Genomic DNA, 20153 nt, shown 5'->3' with positions numbered 1-20153 from the left:
ACACATTTAAACTGAGGTTGTTGGCATGCTAAAAATAGAATAAATACTTCAAATAAATAACCTATCTATCTGTTTTTAAAGGAGGTTGAAGATTGAACAATCTAGTGCGGCTGTCTATATTTTGAGTAGCTGTGCGTTTTTAATTATTAATATGACAAAACAAGACGCCATGGCTCATTATAACAACAACATACAGGTGTCTACATGGAACTAAAAACACGAATAAGCGCTATTAGTGCAATAGTGGCCGCAACCCTGTTGCCAAACCCAATAGTCTTTGCTCAACAAGAAACGAGTGCCGAAGAACAAGAAGTTGAACTTATTGTTGTGACTGGTAGTTTCGTTCGCCGTAGCGAAAACTTCGAATCACCTTCTCCCTTGGCGGTTGTCGATAGCGTTGCGATCGACGCGTTAGGGGCGAAAAATATTAGTGATATCACTCAAACCTTGACCATCAATACTGGAGCAGAGAACAACCCTGACGCGTTTACGCAAAACGCAACAGCAGGTACCTCAAATATCAACCTAAGGGGGCTTGGCGTCGCATCAACCTTAGTACTGTTGAATAACAAGCGACAGGTGGTTACCGCCCAGCCTAATAATGGGGGGGTGAACTTTGTTGATACGAGTTCGCTTGTGCCTATGATTGCGATTGGTCGTATGGAAATCGTTAAAGATGGTGCGTCAGCACTGTATGGCTCTGACGCGGTTGCAGGTGTAGTGAACTTTATTACCAAAAATGACTATGAAGGTGTCAAAGTTACGGCTGAATATCAAGATGGTAAATACGGCGATAACAAAGAGTATGTGATACAAGGTTTATGGGGCACTGTTAATGACGATAGCAGCTTAATGGCTGCGGTAAGTTATACTAACCGCTCACCTATGTTTGTTAGCGATCGCAGGCTAAGCCGAATTGAAGATGATGTTAGTGCCTTGGGTAACCCAGGTTCATTCTTTATCGGGCCTGCACCGATTATTGATCCAACAGGCTGTGCTGAGTTTGGTGGTTTTCCTCAGATTATACGCCCTGCTGGAACTGTACCAGGACTGGATGTAGGCTTCTGTGGTTTTGACTTTGTTAGAACCTATTCATATGTAGCTGATGAATCTCGTGTGTCGTCATACTTCAAGGCAACAAAAGATTTTTCTGACGATATAAAATGGACGACAGAAGTAAGCTATGCGCGCAACAGAGCAGAGCGCGGCGGTTCACCTTCATTCCCTATTTTAACCTTCCCAACCGTGCCAGCGGATCATCCAAATAATATATTTAATATTCCAGTATCCTTTTTTGGCCGTGCTATTGGCTTTGGTGCGCCAGGAGATCCTGCCAATACCGAATCTGATACTGCACGTATTAACACAACACTGACTGGTGAATTAGAAGATGGTTTTTGGGAGCTAAGTTATACTGCAGCGCGTAACGACTTCTTATTTACGGTTAATGATACCCTAGCGCAAGAGTTTCAAAATGCGCTTAATGGCTTTGGTGGCCAAGGGTGTGATCCATTCACGGGTAGCCCAGGTGTTGGTGCTTGTGAATATTTTAACCCATTCGCGACCTCATACACTTCCTCACCGAACTCACAAAATGTAATTAATTCTTTTACGGCTCAGCAGCAAATTGATTCTGAGTCTAATTTGCAAGTTGCAGAAGCGCTGGTTTCAATGGATTTGTTTGACATGGATGCTGGGACTGCTGGTATTGCATTTGGCATTCAATACCGCTATCAAGACCTCACTCAAGATTATGATGCCCTATCAAATCAGGACCGATTCTCGTTTGTTATTGGTAATGCCGATATTGAAGGTGACCAAGATACTTGGGCGGCGTTTGCTGAAGTTGCATTGCCTCTTACAGAAGATTTGGATGTACAACTCGCGGTGCGCTATGAAGACTACGGTGGAACAACTGGTGATACGGTTGATCCTAAATTTGCAGCCTCATGGCGCGTTAATGAAAGTTTCTCACTACGTGGTTCAGTGTCTACTTCATTCCGAGCACCATCGATTTTCCAAAGGGACGGTGGGGCTACATCATTAAATGAATTAGTAGATCCACTCACCGGTTCAACAGCCTTTGCTGGCGTTAGAGCAAGCGGTAACGAAGGTTTAGTTCCTGAAGAATCTACTGCTTACAATTTGGGCTTCTCGTTAGAGCCAGTTGACGATTTTTCAATTGAATTGGATTACTGGAGCTTTGAGTTTGAAGATCTCATTATTCAAGAAAGCTTTCAAGCAATCCTTAATGCTAGCCCGCAAGATACCGAACGTGTGGTTCGAGCGGGTGATCCATTAAACGGGCCAATACTGCGAGTAAATACAACCTATGTAAATGCTAACTCACTGGAAACAGCAGGCTTGGATTTGGTGAGTAGCTATCGAATTGATACTGAGTTTGGTCAAATTACGCCGAGTATCAATGCGACCTATATTGTTGATTACGACCTAACAGATCCACAAGCTGGTGACATCGATGGCGTAGGGTTGAGAAACTTTAACAACATAGGTGTTTCAACGCCTGAGTTAAGAGTTAACTTTGGGCTTAACTGGGCGGTAGAAAACCATTCAGCTAACATGTTTGTCCGCTACATAGATAGCTATGATGATGACCAAAACTGTGCTGATGGTAATGAATTTGATGAACAATGCACGGTTGGCTTTAAGCAAATTGATAGCCATGTCACGGTCGATTTCCAATACAATGTCGACTTAGGCTCGATTTATGACACAGATACCAGTTATGTTTTAACAATAGGGGGAACAAACATAACAGATGAAGAGCCTCCTCAGGTATTCACTAACTCAGGCTTTGATTCAAAAGTACACGATCCAAGAGGTCGTCAGCTTTATGCTCGTTTTGCCATGGAGTTTTAACGTTCTCAAGTGATTACTTGATAGAAAAGCTAAAGTGATAAGGGAGCAGAGATGCTCCCTTTTTATGTGGTATGAAGAAGACGTATTGTTCACTATGCTTTTTAAAGCCAAGACAAAGCTTGTCTGCGCAATTTGACTTTTGATCTGTATATAAAGTTTTGGTTAATTGATTAAATTTTAGAAGTTTTTTCTTGATTATCCGCTCATATTACATCTAAGGTTTAACTGCTAGTGACTAAATAAACTGTTATAGTGTTGGCGTGTTTGAGTGGGTGTTCTAACGACAACCCAAACAGCAGACCAACAGTATGAGCAATTCTGTGCAGTCGCTAAACAACATAGTGGAATTTGAATTGAATAAATTAGTATTACTACTCTCCGGCATCCTAGCTTCATCCGGTGCGTGGGCTGAGAGATTTAGCACACAAGTATTTAATCACCAAGGGCAACCGCAAGATAATATCGTTGTTTATCTTGCGCCTACGTCAGGTATTGACGGCTTACCGATAAATGACCAATCGCTTGTTATTGACCAAAAAGGCAAAAAATTCGCTCCTTACTTGAGCGTCATGCAAAAAGGTCAGCCAATTAAGTTTAGTAACCAAGACGACATTACCCACCATATCTATTCGGTATCCGGTGAGAATCGATTCGAATTCAAGCTCAAAGCGGGTAATACCAAGACAACTGAGCCAATGCACTCGACCGAAGAAATTGCCATGGGGTGTAATGTACACGACTGGATGAGTGGCTATACACTCGTCGTTGATACCCCTTATTTTGGCAAAACCGACGATAAAGGTGTTGTGAGCTTTGACCTTGCTAAGCTTGGTGAATATCGCATCACAGCGTGGCACCCGCAATTAGATAATGATGAGCACGAGCAAAGCCAGCTGATTGTGATTGATGCCAACATGCTCGACAATGTGCACCAAATTAAACTTGTTAATGAATTGATGCCAATTCCATTGCAAGAAAGCGAAGAAGAGTTTGACTTTTTAGAAGAATATTAAGGGCCGTATGTCTTTTTTCAAAATCCGTAGCATACAAAGTAAAATTTTAAGTCTATTTCTTTTTTTACTACTCATTGTGCAGCTGGTTTCATTTTTCTCGACTTTTCAAGCGAGTAAGCAGCTTGAAACAATTCAATTAACCAATCGACTCAGTAATGCTAAAGACGTTTTTGAAACCCAGTTTTCAAACCGCAGTTACTACTTGTCGGCATTCGCTGAAACCGCAGCAAAAGATTACGGTTTGAAATCGGTTCTTCGAGAAGATAACAAAAGCTTTTTAGTGGCATTAAATAACCACAGAAAGCGCATAAACAGTGATCTGGCGATGGCCATTGACAATGATGGTTTAGTGTTTGCCCAACTAGTCACTTACAAAACCCCTCAAGGAAAAACCAAAGTACGCATTGGCAAAGGACAGGGCGCTTATTTCGGACAAGATCGAGAGTTATTTGCCGAGGCCAATACCCAGCTGGTGAAGCTAAATGAACAGCTCTATCAATTGAGTCTGGCGCCAATTAAAAGCGGTAGTCGTAACATTGGTTGGATTGGCTTTGGTTATTTAATTGATGCTGAACTGGCAATGGAGTTGGCCAACTTAACTGATGTTAATGTGGCATTTGTACTGGGTGAAAACGATGATAAGCAGCTTATTGCTGCCGATCAATATGAGCGCTTGAACAAGGGAAATATTGCTATCGAAAGTGTTATCGCCAATCCTGCTGGCGATTATGTTCGTGAACTTGTGCCTTTGGGGCAATTAGCAGAACAAGGGATCAGCGCCGTCTTGTACAAATCCAAAGCGGATTTACTGGCGAGCATTGGTGTCGAGTGGCTGCGTTTAGCGTTGTTGATTGCGCTTACGGTCGCTTTATCCGTTGTTGGTGCTATCGCTATCGCTCGCGGCATTACTCTGCCCATCAAACAATTAGTAAGCCAAGTGAAATTGATTTCGCAAGGTAACTATGACCAAAGTGTCGAGGTAGATGGCAGTAAAGAGTTAAAACAGCTATCTGACGAGTTTAATCAGATGACTGATGCGGTGGTATCACGTGAGCAAACCATAAGTTTTCAGGCTTTTCACGATCCTCTTTCTCATCTTCCCAACCGCAACTCATTGTTGAAAGCGTTGAGTAAACGCAAGCACGCGCAGCAAGACTTTTTAGTTATCCAACTGTGTTATTTGGGCGCAGAAGACATTACCGATACGCTTGGTTACCAAGTGGGTGACGATGTGATAAATGAAGTGGCCGAACGCATTGTTAAAACTAATTTAGGGCTATCGTGCTTCCATTTAGGTGGCGAGAACTTTGTGCTCTTGGCTGATATGCAAGACATAGCGCCTTTAGTCGAGCAATTATTGGCAGAGCTTACGATTCGCTGCCAATATGAAAATATCAGTTTACACTTGCAGTTTGCTCTGGGAATTGCCATTTCAACACTCCACAATGGCGGTCAGGAAACCGAGCTATTACAAAAGTCTAATGTTGCGCTGCAGCATGCGAAAAAGAACAAAAAACCTTACCAAGTTTACGACCCTCAGTTTGATCAAAACGCGGTTGAACGCTTGTTTTTAACGAACAGCTTGAAACAAGCGATTGAACAAGATGAACTGACTTTGTTCTATCAGCCAAAGTTGCGCTTATCTGACATGACCATTAGCCATGTTGAGGCTTTAGTGCGCTGGCAACACCCTGAAAAGGGGCTTATTCCACCGGATGCTTTCATTAGTATTGCGGAAAAAACAGGGCAAATGGACGCGCTAACGCGGTGGGTAACCCAAGCTGCTGTTAACCAGTATGTTAGCTGGCAGCAAAAAGGTTTGGATATTAACATTGCGATCAATATTTCGGCCGCCAATATTATGGATAAGTCTTACCCTGACTTTGTGATTGATTTAAAACAGGCTCACCAGTTAAGTGATAACGCTATTACGCTTGAAGTGACAGAAGAAGCGGTTGTTGAAGATGCCGAGCAGGCAACGGCAATACTGTGCTACTTACGTGAACATGGCTTTAAGCTCTCGATTGACGATTACGGTACTGGCTACTCATCATTGGCACAGCTAAAACAATTGCCCGTACACGAATTAAAGATTGATCGCTCATTTGTTCAACACCTTTCGACGGATGAAAGTGATAAGATCATAGTTCGGTCAACTTTAGAACTTGCACACAATATGGGGCTTTCTGTGGTTGCTGAGGGCATCGAAGACGAAACTGCGTTGTTGTGGTTAAAAGCGCAAAATTGCCAATTAGCGCAGGGATATTTTATCAGTAAGCCATTGCCGGCAGATGTATTTGAACAATGGATTGACAATACCCCATACCAAATAAGCAGAACGAAAAATTAAATGCAACAATCGCTTTTTAATGGCTTGGCATTATCACTGCTAATGCTAAGCGGCACCGCTATGGCCGCAGATGTTTCCGTTAAGGGACTCATCGATTTAAGACTTTATCACGCCGACAGTAGTGCCAATGGTAATAGCTATTTAAAAGGCGATTACGGCAAGTTTCGATTCGATAATGGCAGTGGCGTCGCCATCGGCCAGTTGGGCTTACAATATCATGTTGATTGGGAAAACAACTGGTCGTTAACACTGGTGGGTAACGGTTTTGCTGATCGCGGTAACAATGCCATTGGTTTCACTGAAGGTTATCTCGCCTACAAGGGCGTACCAAACGACAGTGGCTGGCGCTTACAGTCAAAACTTGGTGTATTTTACCCACAAGTGAGTATGGAAAATATTGCGACGGCGTGGTCAACCCCATACACCCTGACATCGAGTGCCATCAACAACTGGATAGGTGAAGAGTTGCGCAGCACAGGCGCTCAATTCACCATTGATAAACTGGGTAAGTTTACTAGCTCAGATCATTCCTTTTCCCTAACCGCTTCACTTTTTCAAAACAATGACCCTGCCGGCGCGATGTTAGCCTGGCACGGCTGGACGATTGGTAGCCGTCAAACACTGCTCCACGAAAAGCTCAAGGTGCCATATTTTCCTGCGCTGACAGGAGAGCTTGCCGAACAAGCGAGGACTTCAGATCCATTTCGTGAGTTAGATGATCGCTGGGGCGCGCATATTGCCGCGTCTTGGCGATACAAGCGCGAATTGCGCGTAGATTTGGGTCACTACGATAACCAAGCGCAAGAGGGCATAGTAAAACAAGGGCAATACACATGGACGACCGCGTTTACCCATGCTGGTGTCAAATATCGCCTCGCTAAACAGTGGGAGCTTATTGGGCAATACATGACAGGTAGCACCTACATGACCTCGCCAACCTTTGAAGATGTAGTGAATAACGACTACGACAGCGGTTTTGCGATGTTGCGTCACTTTTGGGAGTCACATCATCTCGCACTCAGGCTAGAGCACTTTAATGTTGATGATCGCGATGCAACGGTGGGGGATAACAATGAAGAAAATGGCAACGCACTGTCGTTGGCGTATCGTTATCGCCTAAACAAGCAGAGCTACGTGCTGGCAGAGTACAACCTTATCGACGCCAAGCGCGCTGCTAGAGCTTACCTCGAACAGCCTGTCGATTTAATTGAGCGACAATTTCAATTCGGTTACCGCTATTACTTCTAATAGCGCGTGAATAAGCGTTTGAGTGAGTGCGGGAACTCACTGACGTTGGAATCTAAGTAGGTTAACGCAGAAGGGAAGGGACTGAGTGCTTTTGTCTTCAACTGAATCGTCTCAAACTGATCAGGCTTATGCTGATTTGGCGTCCAGCTGATACAAAAGCTCAAACTTCTTGACTAATGTTGCTTCTGTTTCTTCATGTTCAGGATCTGGCACTACACAGTCTATAGGGCAAACTTTAACGCAAGTCGGCTCATCGTAATGCCCTAAACACTCAGTGCAACGATCTGGGTCAATTTCATATACCTCTTCGCCAAGTGCAATCGCCTGGTTAGGGCATTCGGGGTCACACATATCGCAGTTGATACAACTGGCTAGAATTTTTAAGGCCATTTTGTCAGCTTTCCACGTTATTGGCTAATCACACTTAGTACTTGCATCCACAGTTGCGCTTAAACAAAACAACTGAGCGGCAGTTAAATTAAACTGCCGCTTGATTTTGTGAGAATGGGTGACGAGTAGTTTCGTCAGCTTCTAAGTTGCGCATTAAAATGCCAAACGCCAGATCCATCTCAGTGTCCAAGGAGATATGAACGATATGACCAGAGCCTTTGGCATCGCGGATAACCTCGCCTTTAGTTGACTCCATATGAGTCAAGGTAAAGGTTTTACAGCCCTGCGGCGTCATTAGTTCAAGTTCGTCGCCAACTAAGAACTTATTTTTGACTTCAATTTCGATCAAGCCATTGTCTTCGTTGCGGCCAATCACTTCTCCCACAAATTGCTGGGTATCACTCTTTGAGTAGCCGTAATCGTAGTTTTGTGTTTCTGTGTGTTTGTGGCGCTGCAAGAAGCCTGCGGTATAGCCGCGATGTGCTAAGTGCTCTAGCTCACCGTTAAGGTGTTGATTGAAAGACTGACCTGCCATGGCATCTAAAATTGCTTGATTGTAAACGCGAGCGGTGCGCGCACAGTAATAGAATGACTTAGTGCGGCCTTCAATTTTTAGTGAATGAACCCCCATTTTGACCAGTCGCTCAACGTGTTCAACAGCGCGCAAGTCTTTAGAATTCATAATATAAGTGCCATGCTCATCTTCAAACGCAGGCATGTACTCGTCAGGCTTGTGTTGCTCCTGAATCAGCACCACGTCATTGAAGTTGTTACCCGCCTGCGGATCAAATTCAACAGGCGAGGTTGCGATGACGTCACCAGTTTCGGTTTGCGTGGCAGCATGCACATTGTAGTTCCAGCGACAAGCGTTTGTACACGTTCCCTGATTAGGGTCGCGCTTGTTCATATAGCCCGATAGTAAGCAGCGGCCTGAGTATGCCATGCACAGCGCACCGTGAACGAAAACTTCAATTTCCATTTCAGGGCAGCGCATGCGGATTTCTTCTATTTCATCCAGCGATAGTTCTCGCGATAAGATAACGCGGTCAATCCCTTGTTGCTGCCAAAACTTAACCGTTGCCCAATTAACCGCATTAGCTTGCACAGACAAATGCAATGGCATGTCTGGGAACGCTTCTTTGGTCATCATGATCAGGCCAGGGTCTGACATAATCATGGCATCAGGCTGCATTTTGATAACAGGCTCGAGATCTTTGATAAACGTTTTTAACTTACTATTGTGTGGCGCAATATTGTTAACCACGTAGAACTTTTTACCCAACTGGTGGGCTTCTTGGATACCCTGAGCTAAGTTCTGGTGATTAAATTCGTTGTTTCGCACCCGTAACGAGTATCTCGGTTGGCCTGCATAGACGGCATCCGCACCGTAAGCAAAGGCATAACGCATGTTTTTAAGGCTTCCTGCCGGTGATAACAGTTCTGGCTTAAACATATAACAACTTCTTGGAAGAAATAAGTTCGCGCATTCTAGCGATCAGAATTTATACGGCAAGCCCAAGTCACCAGTGAAGGGACTTATCTAGAGAAAAATTGATTTACATCAAATTTTGCTGGCCAGTAGGGAATTTTTCATATTGTCTTATCGCTTATCTACCAGTGGTGAATAACGAAAATCGATAAAATTTATCTCGTCCAAGCCATAAGATTTGTGCTACTTTTTCAGTTAAGGGTATCAAAACATAAGGATAATTCATGTCTTCGGAAAATGCCTTGTACACCATTTTGGTAGAAAAAATAAAACACGATGCACTATTACTACCAACCTTACCTGAAATAGCACTAAAGGTAAGAAAAGCCGCAGACGATCCCGATGTCGATTTACATCAAATGAGTACTATTATTGCACAAGATCCGGCGCTTTCACTTGGGCTCTTGAAAGTCGCCAATAGCGCCTTGATGGGGCGAGCAGTAAAAGTTGAGGGTATTAATCAGGCGGTCACTCGTATCGGGCTAAGAGAGATAAAAAGTATTGCAACAGCGATGGCAATAGAGCAAGTCTTTGTCTCTGAAAACGAAATCGTTGACATGTACATGAAAAATTCTTGGCAAAAAACGATCAAGGTCAGTGCGGTTGCTATTGCCCTGATGACGTTTTATTTAAAGGACAACAAACATACTTCGTTAGCAGTTGATACTTTGGCGTTGGCCTCTTTGGTACACAACATCGGCGTGCTGCCCATTTTAATGGAAGCTGAAAAGCACCCTGATGTTTTTGCCAATCCCACCTTTTTGCAGCAGGCAATTATCAAGCTAAGCAGTAAGGTTGGAGCAGAGGTTACCCGAGCTTGGGGGTTCTCAGAGGAGTTTACAGAGCTGGTGGAAAGTTGGAGCGATTTAACTGTGTTACCGACGGAAGCTCATTACCTTGACTTTATTCGCGCGGGTGCCATTTATCACGATGTTTTTAAAAACGACTCGACGAAAGAAGCACTGTTGCGCAGTTACGTGGGAAAAGGGGTGTTACCAGACGAGAACTTTATGAACACTGACGAGTTTGAAGAAGCCTATGATGCAGCGCTGGCGATGTTTTCGTAACGTCGCTTAACTATATTTTAGGCATATTTTAGTTATATTGTAGGTATATCTTAGGCATATTTTAGAATAGTACCTTAGGTTCTTACAGAGTCTGTCAATCAGCACATGCTAATGCAATAAAATAATCCAACAAAAAAGCCGCGAATGCGGCTTTTTTAGTTTTTGAGGGGTACAACGGGTAGTAAATACGCAAGCTTGTTATTTATCTTCGTCGTCTAAATAATCCGTTGTTTTCAGTGAAAACTCAGCTAATAAATCACTGATAAAACGATTTAGTTCTCCTGACATTAACGCGAAGTCGGCATCGAGGCGGGCGATGATATCGTCTTTGTCGATGTCGTCGTTTTGCTCATGTAATACATCAAAGAACTTCAAACGCTTAACCGCTAAGTCATCACATAGAATACAAGACATAGCATCGTCCCATTCAAGCGCTACTTTCACAGCATACTTTTCAGCATCAATATGTGTTTTGATCTCTGGACTGGTTAAGTCTTGATTTTTAACGCGCACTACCGCGCCATCATCGCCTAGGGCATTGAATTCTGCTTCCGTCCCAAGTTGGAAATTATCGCCAAGACTTTGCTCAGTGATCCAATCGGTCATCACTTCGTCAGGTGCTTGGTCAGGGCTAAAGCTGGTGACGGGCAAGGTGCCAAGCACTTTACGCAACAGGGCTAGAAAGTCTTCTGCTTTACCGCGCGAGCTAGAGTTAATTACGATGATATTGTGTTGCGGTGAAACATAACCGTGAGTATCACTAAAGCGACTAAATGCGCGCGGTAATAATTCAAAGGTAATATCTTCTTTAAATTGCTCTTTTTCTTTTTTGGTTGCACTGCGGCCTTGCTCTTCCTCAAGCTTGGCGCATCGCTCTTCAAGCATATCTTTGACCACAGGGGCTGGCAGAATTTTTTCTTCTTTGCGTGCGCACATTAAGAAATTGCCATTGGCGGTATGCACTAGCGTGTTGCCGTGTTTACCTAGTGCATTTACCCAGCCAAAGTGTGACTGCTCGGTAGAAGCACATGGTGTATAAGGGTGCTCAGATAAGTGTTGTTCCAGTTCTTGCTCGCTCCATTTAAATGGGCGAGTAAAGGCGAAGAAATAAAGGTTCTTAAACCACATCAAAGCTATCCTTTTGGGTAAATAGTAAAACGGGCTGGATCATACCGCAATTAGATCGCTGAATCACCTGATTAACAAGCGCAGCGTCAACTGCACCTGATTATTTCATGTTGTCGAATTCAATATGGAATGATAGCCCCTGACCTTCCTCACTGCGGGCTTGAATTTCACCGTTAAGGGTATCTGTTACTAGGCTGTGAACGATATGTGTGCCAAGGCCAGTGCCTCCTTGGGTTGCTTTAGTGGTATAAAAAGGCTCAAAGATATAGTTCAGTGCTTGTGGCTCAACACCGTGACCGTTATCGCTGTAATCAATTGCGATACGCTCTTGCTGATAGCTAATATCGATTTCAATTTCACCGCGGTGTAAACCGTCAAAACCGTGAATAATGGAGTTGATAATCAGGTTAGTGAATATTTGAGAAATAGCCCCTGCGTGCACATAAACGTCAACATTATCAGGGCAGTTAACTTTGATCCTATGCGTTGTTTTCTTGAGTTTAGGGTGTAATGACTGAATAACTTCATCAACGTATTGCGCCATATTAATAGGGCGAATTTTATCGCTAGTTTGGTCAACCGCGACTTGTTTGTAGCTGGCGATTAAGTCAGATGCACGGTTTAAATTATTCAGCAGTAAGCTAATGCTTTGCTCTGCGTTTAACAAAAAGTCATCCATACCGCGCTTAGTGATAGCTTGACTATCAATATCGCGTTTTAATTTGGCGAGTAAATCAGCCAAATAGCTGGTTGAAGTGATACTAACGCCAATCGGAGTGTTAACTTCATGGGAAACCTCGGCAGATAAATTGCCCAACACAGCCATTTTCTCTGCGTCCAACAGTCGAGCTTGCGCTTTGTTGAGCTCGATAATTGAGTTTTTCAAATCGCGGTTAGTTTGCGTTAGGGTTAACTCGGTTTTTTTGCGGCGTTGGTTTTCTTCTGTCAGTTTTTCTTGTTGTTTGAGCAATTCTCGTTGCTGCATTTCCATTTTCAGCATACTGGTGCTGAGTGAAGAGGTTTTCTTCGCCACTTCTTGCTCTAGCAATAGGTTTTGCTCGTCGAGTTGCTGATTGGCGCTCACCAAGTCGATTTGAGCTAGGGCTAGCTTATCTTTAAAGAGCACTAGCTCATCGATTAAGTTGTTGTAGGCATCTTCGAGTACATTGAGCTCATTTTTTTCAAAATTAGCTGAATGTAGCTTAGAGGCTTCTGGGTCGTCTAAATCTAATTGGTTAAGTTGCTCGGTCAGGCCATTGAGTGGCACGGTGAGTAGTTTATTGAATGCTAAGCTAAACAGCAGCACTAGAGCGGCGGTTTTGACCATAGCATTGCCAATTAAAAAATAGATACCGACTTCGATTCGATTAAAAATCACCTCATTGCTTGAAAGCAAGGTGACTGAACCAACTGTGGTCGTTCTGCCTGAAAATTCAAAAACTAAAGGGAAAGTATGACCAAACAGGTTGTCTGGGATGATGTTGCCATCAATTTGTTGTTGTGGATTTAGTGCGTCACTTATATCCGGAAAATTGGCGTCGTTGAGCGCTTTTGTTTCGCCAAGCTCGGTAATAATTTGATTGTTTTCGTCAGTGACCTTGATGCCTTTAATCATCGGAATGGCAACCAGGCCCTCGGCAATATCAATGGCTTGCTGCGTATTTAATTCCCATACTGCACGCGTTAAGCTGCCACTAAATGTTTTCTCTAGCGTGAGTAACTCACTATTGATATGGCTTTTAGCATTGTAATACTCGGCGGCTATTTGCACGCAAGTGACAATGAGAGTAAGGATGAAGTACAACGACAACACACGCGTCAAGAGCTTGCGCGATACACTGGTAACCTTCATTGATTGCCTTTTAGGTTCTTATTATTTATTCATTGATTCTAGCTACTTTCCATAGACTTAACAGCCTTTTTCGCAGTTTTAAGCCTTCGTTAGATTTCGGCAGTACTGTTGAAGTGCTAGCTTGAAGTGTTTATTTATTTAACATAATCAAGACTTTGTAATCAAGTTGAAATAAATAAGACATTAAAAAGTCACAAAACATTCAAAAAAAATACACATTGTAATAAAAGTGTCACATAGCGTTGTCACAATGCGCGCCATTGCATATGACCTACTGAATTAAAAGGTATTAAGATGAAATTCACTAAACAAGCACTCGCATTAGCTATTCTTTCAGCGTCTTCATTTGCTGCATCGGCAGCAACAGTTGACGTTTACGGTAAAGCTATTTTGGCGGTACAAAATTCAGATGAAGGCGATGGCTCATTTACCGAAGTGAAAAGTCATAATTCACGTATTGGTTTAAAAGGTAGCCACGAATTACGTCACGGCTTAGAAGTTGTTTATAAAGCAGAATTCAAAGTAGACATGGATGGCGATGCAGATGACAACATCACATCACGTAGCCAGTATCTCGGTCTAAAAGGTGGTTTTGGTGAAGTGTTGTTGGGTAAAAACGATACTGCACTGAAAAAAGCACAAGGCAAAGTAGATCTATTCAGTGACCTTGATGGTGATATCAAGCAAATTTGGAAAGGTGAAAACCGCTTAGCGGATACGATTACATACAAGTCACCTGCATTTAACAACTTTAAGCTTCACGTCACTTACATCGCTGAAGACAGTGTTGATGCTGATGACGGCATTTCTACCGCGGTAACCTATGGTGATGCAAAATTAAAGAAATCTAAGTTCTATGCCGCTGTCGCATATGATTCAGAAGTTAACGGTTATGACGTTGCGCGTGTTGTTGCGTCAACTAAAGTCGCTGGCGTAACACTGGGTGCCATCGCGCAAACACAAGAAAAAGTAAACAGCGATGTGGAAACTGATGGTTTCATGGTTTCTGCAAAATACGGTTTAATGAAAAACTTAGACTTAAAAGCGCAAGTTCAAACGGCGAATACTGACGGTGGCGATGACAAAACTGGCTTCACTGTCGGTGCTGATTACAAATTAGCCAAAAGCACTAAGGTATTTGGTTACTTCACTTCGTTTGATATGGATACACAAGCAGACGAAGACTACTTAGCTGTTGGTGTTGAATACAAATTCTAACTGAGTTTAGAAGATCTTAAACAGCACTTAATCAAAGCCGCTATATGCGGCTTTTTTATTGGATTTTGAGGCTATTACCGTTTGATTGCAGTTATTGTATTGCATGTAATAAAAGTGTAATCAAACTTTATCACAATGGTCTTATTTACTGGAGCCAAGCACAGTCAATCTGTCATAATGACACGTACTGTCATCTCAGAGCTGTGATTAGCCAAACGTTGATTAAGTAATTTCAGGTATTATTTGAATGAACAGACAAATCTTAGTGGTTGAGGACGAAGCCCCAATCAGGGAAATGATAACTTTTGTATTGGAGCAAAACGGCTTTAATGCAGTGGAAGCGCAAGATATTGACCAAGCGATGGCAAAAGTGGTTGAGCCATACCCAGATTTGATCCTGCTAGATTGGATGTTACCGGGTGGTACCGGCGTGAAACTTGCGAAAACACTCAAGCAAAATGAGTACACTCGCAATATTCCTATTATCATGTTAACCGCACGTGCCGACGAAGAAGACAAAGTGAAAGGCTTTGACGCAGGTGTTGATGATTATGTGACTAAGCCGTTTTCACCGAAAGAGCTGATTGCCCGTATTAAAGCCGTTATTCGCCGTGTCTCACCAACGGCACTGGAAGAAGCTATTGAGTTTCACGGTATGAAGCTAGATCCCGTAGCGCATCGCGTGACGATCAATAATCAAGACTTAGATCTTGGCCCAACCGAATTTCGTTTATTGCACTTCTTTATGACGCATACTGAACGTGTATACTCACGTGAACAGTTGCTCGATAATGTTTGGGGAACGAATGTTTATGTGGAAGATCGCACCGTTGACGTGCATATTCGTCGCTTGCGCAAGGCAATATCGGGTCACGGCCATGAAGACTTTATCCAAACAGTACGTGGCGCCGGTTATCGCTTTTCCGGAAAGGTACTAAACTAGTTGTATGCCATTTAGAATTTCAGTACGGCAAGTTGTTGTTAAGCTTGCCTTTATCTTTTCAATAAGTGCTCTATTAGGTTTTCTAGTAGGGCACGTTTTCTTTGTAATGCTGCTTGCGGCACTGGCAATAATCGCTTACCAATATAAGTATATTTTTACTTTGTCTACTTGGTTGTGGCGCACAAAATCAATATCGCCACCTGAGGCTGACGGTATTTGGGGGCGTATTTTTGATGGCTTAGATCGCTTAGTACATAAACACCGCAACAAACAAAAGCGGCTTAATGAGCGTATTCGCCGTTTTCGCGATGGTGCTGAGGCTATTCCCGATGCAGGCGTCGTGTTGGGAAGTGATTTAACGATTCAGTGGAGCAACAAGCGTGCATCCCGTTTTCTAGGAGTTCGGTGGCCCGGAGATCAAGGGCAACGCATTGATAACCTGCTACGTGCGCCAGAATTTGCCAGCTATCTTGAGCAAGGGGACTTTGATACCCCTTGCTTATTGGCATCACCCGTTAATGCCGATATTCAACTTGAGCTGCGTTTTATGGATTACGGCAAAGGCCATTTGCTGTTGCTCGCCCGTGATGTCAGCAAAGTACACCGCGTAGAGGAAATGCGCAGAGACTTCGTTGCTAACGTCTCACACGAACTGAAAACGCCACTGACGGTAATGCGTGGATATGTTGAGATGATTCAGGCAGATGGTGACAGTTTAGCACCTCATTGGCAGCAGGCAATTGATGTTATTGAAGGGCAAGTGTCGCGGATGGATCGCTTAGTAGAGCAATTATTGGTGCTATCACGAGTTGAGGTTAATACTGAAAATGAATTGAAGCAGCCCTTGCATGTGCCAGATATTTTACAGCAATTGCTTAAAGATGCGCATTGGCTCAATCAACAAAAGAAACATGCCATTAGCGCCGAAATTGCCCCTGACATCGGCGTGCTCGGTATTGATACGGAAATTAAAAGTGCCTTTGCGAATTTATTGTCCAATGCTATTGCTTACACCCAAGAGGGCGGCGAAATTCGTGTTTCATGGCGACGTTACGGCAGTAAAGTTAAATTTTCGGTACAAGATAATGGGCCAGGTATCCGCCCTGAAGACGTTAATCGCTTAACTGAGCGTTTTTACCGGGTCGACAAATCTCGTTCTCGTAATACTGGAGGCTCAGGGCTTGGGTTAGCAATTGTCAAACACGTATTGCATCATCACAACGCTGAGCTGGTCATTAGTAGCCGCTGGCAGCAGGGCAGTGAGTTTTCGATTGTTTTTGAAGAAAGCTCGGTGATTTCTGTTTAAATGAGAGCCTCTGTTTAACTGGGAGCTTCTGTTAAGCCAAAACACCATATATTCAGGGAAGTTAGTCACGCTTCCCTGACCCTCAAAACAAGTCTTTTCGTCAAGCGCTATTTAAAATCTGCATAAGTTATTCGCTGTAATATAAGTGTCACAAAGCAGGAATATAATTGTCATAATTGATTTATATAGTGTTCACAATTTTTACACATAACCAATTTAAGCAACCCAAAATAACCGCTTAAATTCAGGCTATTTAATTTAAACGCTCATTGGAGAATATTATGAGTTTCAAACGTGCATTAAGCGCTATTGGTTTAGCTAGCTTAGTAAGCTTTTCTGCTGCTGCTATTGACAAAAACTTACCAGAGTACAACAAGGTTAGTGGTATTTCAGGTAACTTATCATCAGTAGGTTCTGACACACTAGCTAACATGATGACCTTCTGGGCTGAAGAGTTTAAGCGTACATACCCAAATGTTAATGTACAGATCCAAGCTGCGGGTTCATCTACTGCGCCACCAGCGTTAACTGAAGCTACGTCAAACTTAGGCCCAATGAGCCGTAAGATGAAGTCTCGCGAAATCGAAGCGTTTGAAAAACGTTACGGTTACAAGCCTACAGCCGTTCGTGTGGCAATTGATGCACTTGCGGTATTCGTTCACAAAGACAACCCAATCGACGGTTTACGCATCGACCAAGTAGACGCTATTTTCTCTAGCAACCGCAAATGTGGTGCTGCTGAAGATGCTGATCGCTGGGGTGATTTAGGCCTTAACGGTGAGTGGACTGGTAAAGACATCCAGTTATACGGCCGTAACTCAGTATCTGGTACATACGGTTACTTCAAAAAGAAAGCACTGTGTAAGGGTGATTTCAAAAACACGGTAAACGAGCAACCGGGCTCAGCATCTGTAGTACAGTCTGTGTCTGCATCACTTAACGGTATTGGTTACTCAGGTATTGGTTACAAAACTTCAGGCGTTCGTGCATTACCTTTAGCGAAAAAAGGTGACAACTACGTACCAGCAACAATGGCTAACGCAGTATCTGGTAAGTACCCACTTTCTCGCTACTTATACGTTTACGTCAATAAGCACCCGAACAAGCCGTTAGACCCTATGACGACTGAGTTCTTAAAAATGGTACTTTCTAAGTCAGGTCAGAAAATCGTAGAAAAAGACGGTTACATTCCACTACCAGCTAAAGTCGTTACCAAAGAATTCAAGAAGCTAGGTATTACGTTATAAGTTAGCTTCGCAAAAGAATGATTGACAAGGCCAGCTATGCTGGCCTTTTTTGTGCTCGTTATTTATTACGTCAACTGACATCTTCTTCAACGGATTAGCGCTATAGGTTGCCACTCTATTGCAGTTAATAGAAATTGAACTTTGGCGGATAAAAAGCAGTTTGTTAGCAAAAGCTGCTAATATGGCGCTCAACAATGCCAATAAGACAAGATTCGTTTAATTAACCAGTAGAAGCCTATGGAAAGTTTTGACGGTGTCATTGAGTTCGTTGCAGTTGCTGAAAAGCAGGGATTTTCCGCGGCCGCTAAACACCTTGAATGCAGCACAAGCCATGTCAGCAGGCAAGTCGCCAGACTTGAAGCGCGTTTGGGCTGTGCCTTGCTGGCGCGCAGTACTCGCATGGTTAGCTTAACTAAGCTGGGGGAAGCTTATTACCAGCAGTGCAAAGATTTGGTCATTGGTCTGCAACAAGCCAATGAAGCGGTCAGCTCAGAGCAGCTGCAATTAAGTGGCACATTAAGAGTCAGTGTTGCTGGCACCTTTGCTGAAATGTATGTCGTCCCTGCATTGCTTGAATTTATTCAGCAGCACAAAGCACTGCGATTAGAAGTTGATTTTAACAGTCGTATGGTGAATTTTGTTGAAGACGGCTTTGATTTTGCGATTCGCTATGGACAGCTTAAAGACTCTGGCTTGATCGCCAGAAAGCTTGTCGATCGCTCTATGGTCGCTGTTGCAAGCCCTGATTATTTATCTCGCTGCGGCACGCCCTTGACTGTGGCTGACTTAAAAGAGCACAGCTGTTTAATCAGTAATAACGATAATTGGCGCTTTGTAATCCATGGGCAAATCGAGACGATAAAAGTTTCTGGTCAATTTGTTTGCAACAATGCTAATGCCATTGTGATGGCTTGCCAAATGGGTCATGGTATTGCGTATCTGCCCAAGAGTAATTTTACTGAATTGTTAGCCACAGGTGCGGTCGAGCCCGTGTTAGCAAATTATTGGAATACTGATATTAGCAGTTCCATTGTTTATCAAGACAGACGGTTTTTGCCGAGCCGCGCAAGGGCCGCCATTGATTACTTAGTGGAGTATTTTGCTAGTTGGCAGGAATAACGAGGCCACAAAAACAAGTGCTTTCGAGGGGGATTTTTTAGGCTAAATGGGGGAGGCTTAACATCAGCCTTTACGCTGCGTTTTGCAGGGCGTGAGCAGGCTGCAAGGTGTTCACCAAAGATGAACACCTCACTGCTTTAGGTGTCAATTAGCCGTTTAGCTGAGCAACTAAGGCTTGACCAACAGCGTGAGCACTTGTTGGGTTTTGACCCGTGATAACGCGCTTGTCTTCAATTACAAACTCACCCCACGGCTGAACCTTGCGGTACTCTGCAGCATTGCGCGCAAGCGACTCTTCCAATAAGAAAGGAATATCGTTAATAGTGTTGTAGTCGATTTCTTCTTCACGGGTAAATGCAGTAACAGCCACGGTCGAAAGCAGCTTCTCACCAGTTGAAAGCGTAATTGGTAGCAAACAAGCTGGGCCGTGACAAACTGCAGCGATTGTACCGCCTTGCTCGTAGTGCTTAGCCGCTAATGCGCCAAAGTCTTGGTTCTCAGCAAGGTCTGAAAGTAAACCAAAGCCGCCTGGGTAGAAGATAGCATCAAATTCGTCAATGTTGACGTCAGAAACGGCTGTCGTTTTTGCTAATTGTGCTTGGAAAGCTGCATCAGCTAACACTTTTTCGTTGATGTCGTCACCTTCCATATCCGTACCGTAAACGGGCACTTCGCCACCCTGAATAGAAGCAAGTTCAAAATCAACACCAGCTGCGTTTAATACGTCAACTACGTGTGTTAATTCTGGTGCGTAGGTACCGTTAGCTTGATCAGTTGTGCCAAGCGTTGCGTGGTTTGTTAATGGAATCAGTACTTTTTTCATACTTACCTCAATAAATTAAATAATTAGCCTCATATACAAGGTATAGAAGGCGTGAAAGCTAGATAGGCTGAAATTATAGA

Annotated in this window: 15 protein-coding genes; 10 read left to right on the top strand and 5 right to left on the bottom strand. The window is 43.4% G+C overall.

Annotation, left to right across the window (positions count from 1 at the left end; translation table 11 throughout):
* Positions 1-204: 204 nt before the first annotated feature.
* From DXX93_RS15915 to DXX93_RS15900, 4 genes are all read left to right on the top strand, one after another.
* A complete protein-coding gene (locus DXX93_RS15915; RefSeq protein WP_116008964.1) occupies positions 205-2880 on the top strand; it encodes a TonB-dependent receptor plug domain-containing protein in 2676 nt (891 codons plus the stop codon).
* Positions 2881-3188: 308 nt separating this feature from the next.
* On the top strand, positions 3189-3893 hold the full coding sequence (locus DXX93_RS15910; RefSeq protein WP_116008963.1) for a hypothetical protein: 705 nt from the start codon (positions 3189-3191) through the stop codon (positions 3891-3893).
* A 7-nt stretch (positions 3894-3900) separates the two neighbouring features.
* The gene (locus DXX93_RS15905) at positions 3901-6243 is read left to right on the top strand and encodes a bifunctional diguanylate cyclase/phosphodiesterase (RefSeq protein ID WP_116008962.1); all 2343 of its coding nucleotides are present in this window, start codon (positions 3901-3903) and stop codon (positions 6241-6243) included.
* Positions 6244-7491, top strand: a complete 1248-nt coding sequence (locus DXX93_RS15900) for a hypothetical protein (protein ID WP_116008961.1) — start codon at positions 6244-6246, stop codon at positions 7489-7491. It begins immediately after the preceding gene.
* 126 nt (positions 7492-7617) lie between these two features.
* On the opposite strand, the gene DXX93_RS15895 is transcribed toward DXX93_RS15900, so the two are convergent.
* The gene (locus tag DXX93_RS15895) at positions 7618-7881 is read right to left on the bottom strand and encodes a YfhL family 4Fe-4S dicluster ferredoxin (RefSeq protein WP_116008960.1); all 264 of its coding nucleotides are present in this window, start codon (positions 7879-7881) and stop codon (positions 7618-7620) included.
* 88 nt (positions 7882-7969) lie between these two features.
* Complete coding sequence (trhP, locus tag DXX93_RS15890) at positions 7970-9334, bottom strand: prephenate-dependent tRNA uridine(34) hydroxylase TrhP (RefSeq protein ID WP_116008959.1); 1365 nt, start codon at positions 9332-9334, stop codon at positions 7970-7972.
* 260 nt (positions 9335-9594) lie between these two features.
* Here trhP and DXX93_RS15885 point away from each other — a divergent pair, with 260 nt between their 5' ends.
* Complete coding sequence (locus tag DXX93_RS15885) at positions 9595-10437, top strand: HDOD domain-containing protein (protein ID WP_116008958.1); 843 nt, start codon at positions 9595-9597, stop codon at positions 10435-10437.
* A gap of 198 nt (positions 10438-10635) precedes the next feature.
* Here DXX93_RS15885 and rdgC read toward each other — a convergent pair whose 3' ends face one another.
* Together rdgC and DXX93_RS15875 are read right to left on the bottom strand one after the other, a co-directional pair.
* Positions 10636-11565: a recombination-associated protein RdgC gene (rdgC, locus tag DXX93_RS15880; RefSeq protein WP_116008957.1), complete on the bottom strand. Its 930-nt coding sequence runs from the start codon at positions 11563-11565 to the stop codon at positions 10636-10638.
* Positions 11566-11665: 100 nt separating this feature from the next.
* Positions 11666-13417, bottom strand: coding sequence for a sensor histidine kinase (locus DXX93_RS15875; RefSeq protein ID WP_116008956.1), 1752 nt, complete (start codon positions 13415-13417; stop codon positions 11666-11668).
* Positions 13418-13711: 294 nt separating this feature from the next.
* Here DXX93_RS15875 and DXX93_RS15870 point away from each other — a divergent pair, with 294 nt between their 5' ends.
* From DXX93_RS15870 to DXX93_RS15845, 5 genes are all read left to right on the top strand, one after another.
* The gene (locus DXX93_RS15870) at positions 13712-14635 is read left to right on the top strand and encodes a porin (RefSeq protein WP_116008955.1); all 924 of its coding nucleotides are present in this window, start codon (positions 13712-13714) and stop codon (positions 14633-14635) included.
* Between the two features lie 247 nt (positions 14636-14882).
* Entirely contained in the window at positions 14883-15578 is a 696-nt protein-coding gene (gene phoB / locus DXX93_RS15865) for a phosphate regulon transcriptional regulator PhoB (protein WP_116008954.1), read from the top strand.
* A gap of 4 nt (positions 15579-15582) precedes the next feature.
* Positions 15583-16884: a phosphate regulon sensor histidine kinase PhoR gene (gene phoR / locus DXX93_RS15860; protein ID WP_116008953.1), complete on the top strand. Its 1302-nt coding sequence runs from the start codon at positions 15583-15585 to the stop codon at positions 16882-16884.
* A gap of 281 nt (positions 16885-17165) precedes the next feature.
* Positions 17166-18131, top strand: coding sequence for a PstS family phosphate ABC transporter substrate-binding protein (locus DXX93_RS15855; RefSeq protein WP_116008952.1), 966 nt, complete (start codon positions 17166-17168; stop codon positions 18129-18131).
* Between the two features lie 237 nt (positions 18132-18368).
* Positions 18369-19250, top strand: a complete 882-nt coding sequence (locus DXX93_RS15845) for a LysR family transcriptional regulator (protein ID WP_116008950.1) — start codon at positions 18369-18371, stop codon at positions 19248-19250.
* A 148-nt stretch (positions 19251-19398) separates the two neighbouring features.
* Here the strand turns inward: DXX93_RS15845 and DXX93_RS15840 are convergent, their stop codons facing one another.
* The gene (locus DXX93_RS15840) at positions 19399-20073 is read right to left on the bottom strand and encodes a type 1 glutamine amidotransferase domain-containing protein (protein WP_116008949.1); all 675 of its coding nucleotides are present in this window, start codon (positions 20071-20073) and stop codon (positions 19399-19401) included.
* Between the last annotated feature and the right edge of the window lie 80 nt (positions 20074-20153).

The sequence above is a fragment of the Thalassotalea euphylliae genome (assembly GCF_003390335.1).
In the GTDB taxonomy this organism is placed as follows: domain Bacteria; phylum Pseudomonadota; class Gammaproteobacteria; order Enterobacterales; family Alteromonadaceae; genus Thalassotalea_F; species Thalassotalea_F euphylliae_B.
This window is presented reverse-complemented; position numbering and strand designations above follow the sequence as displayed.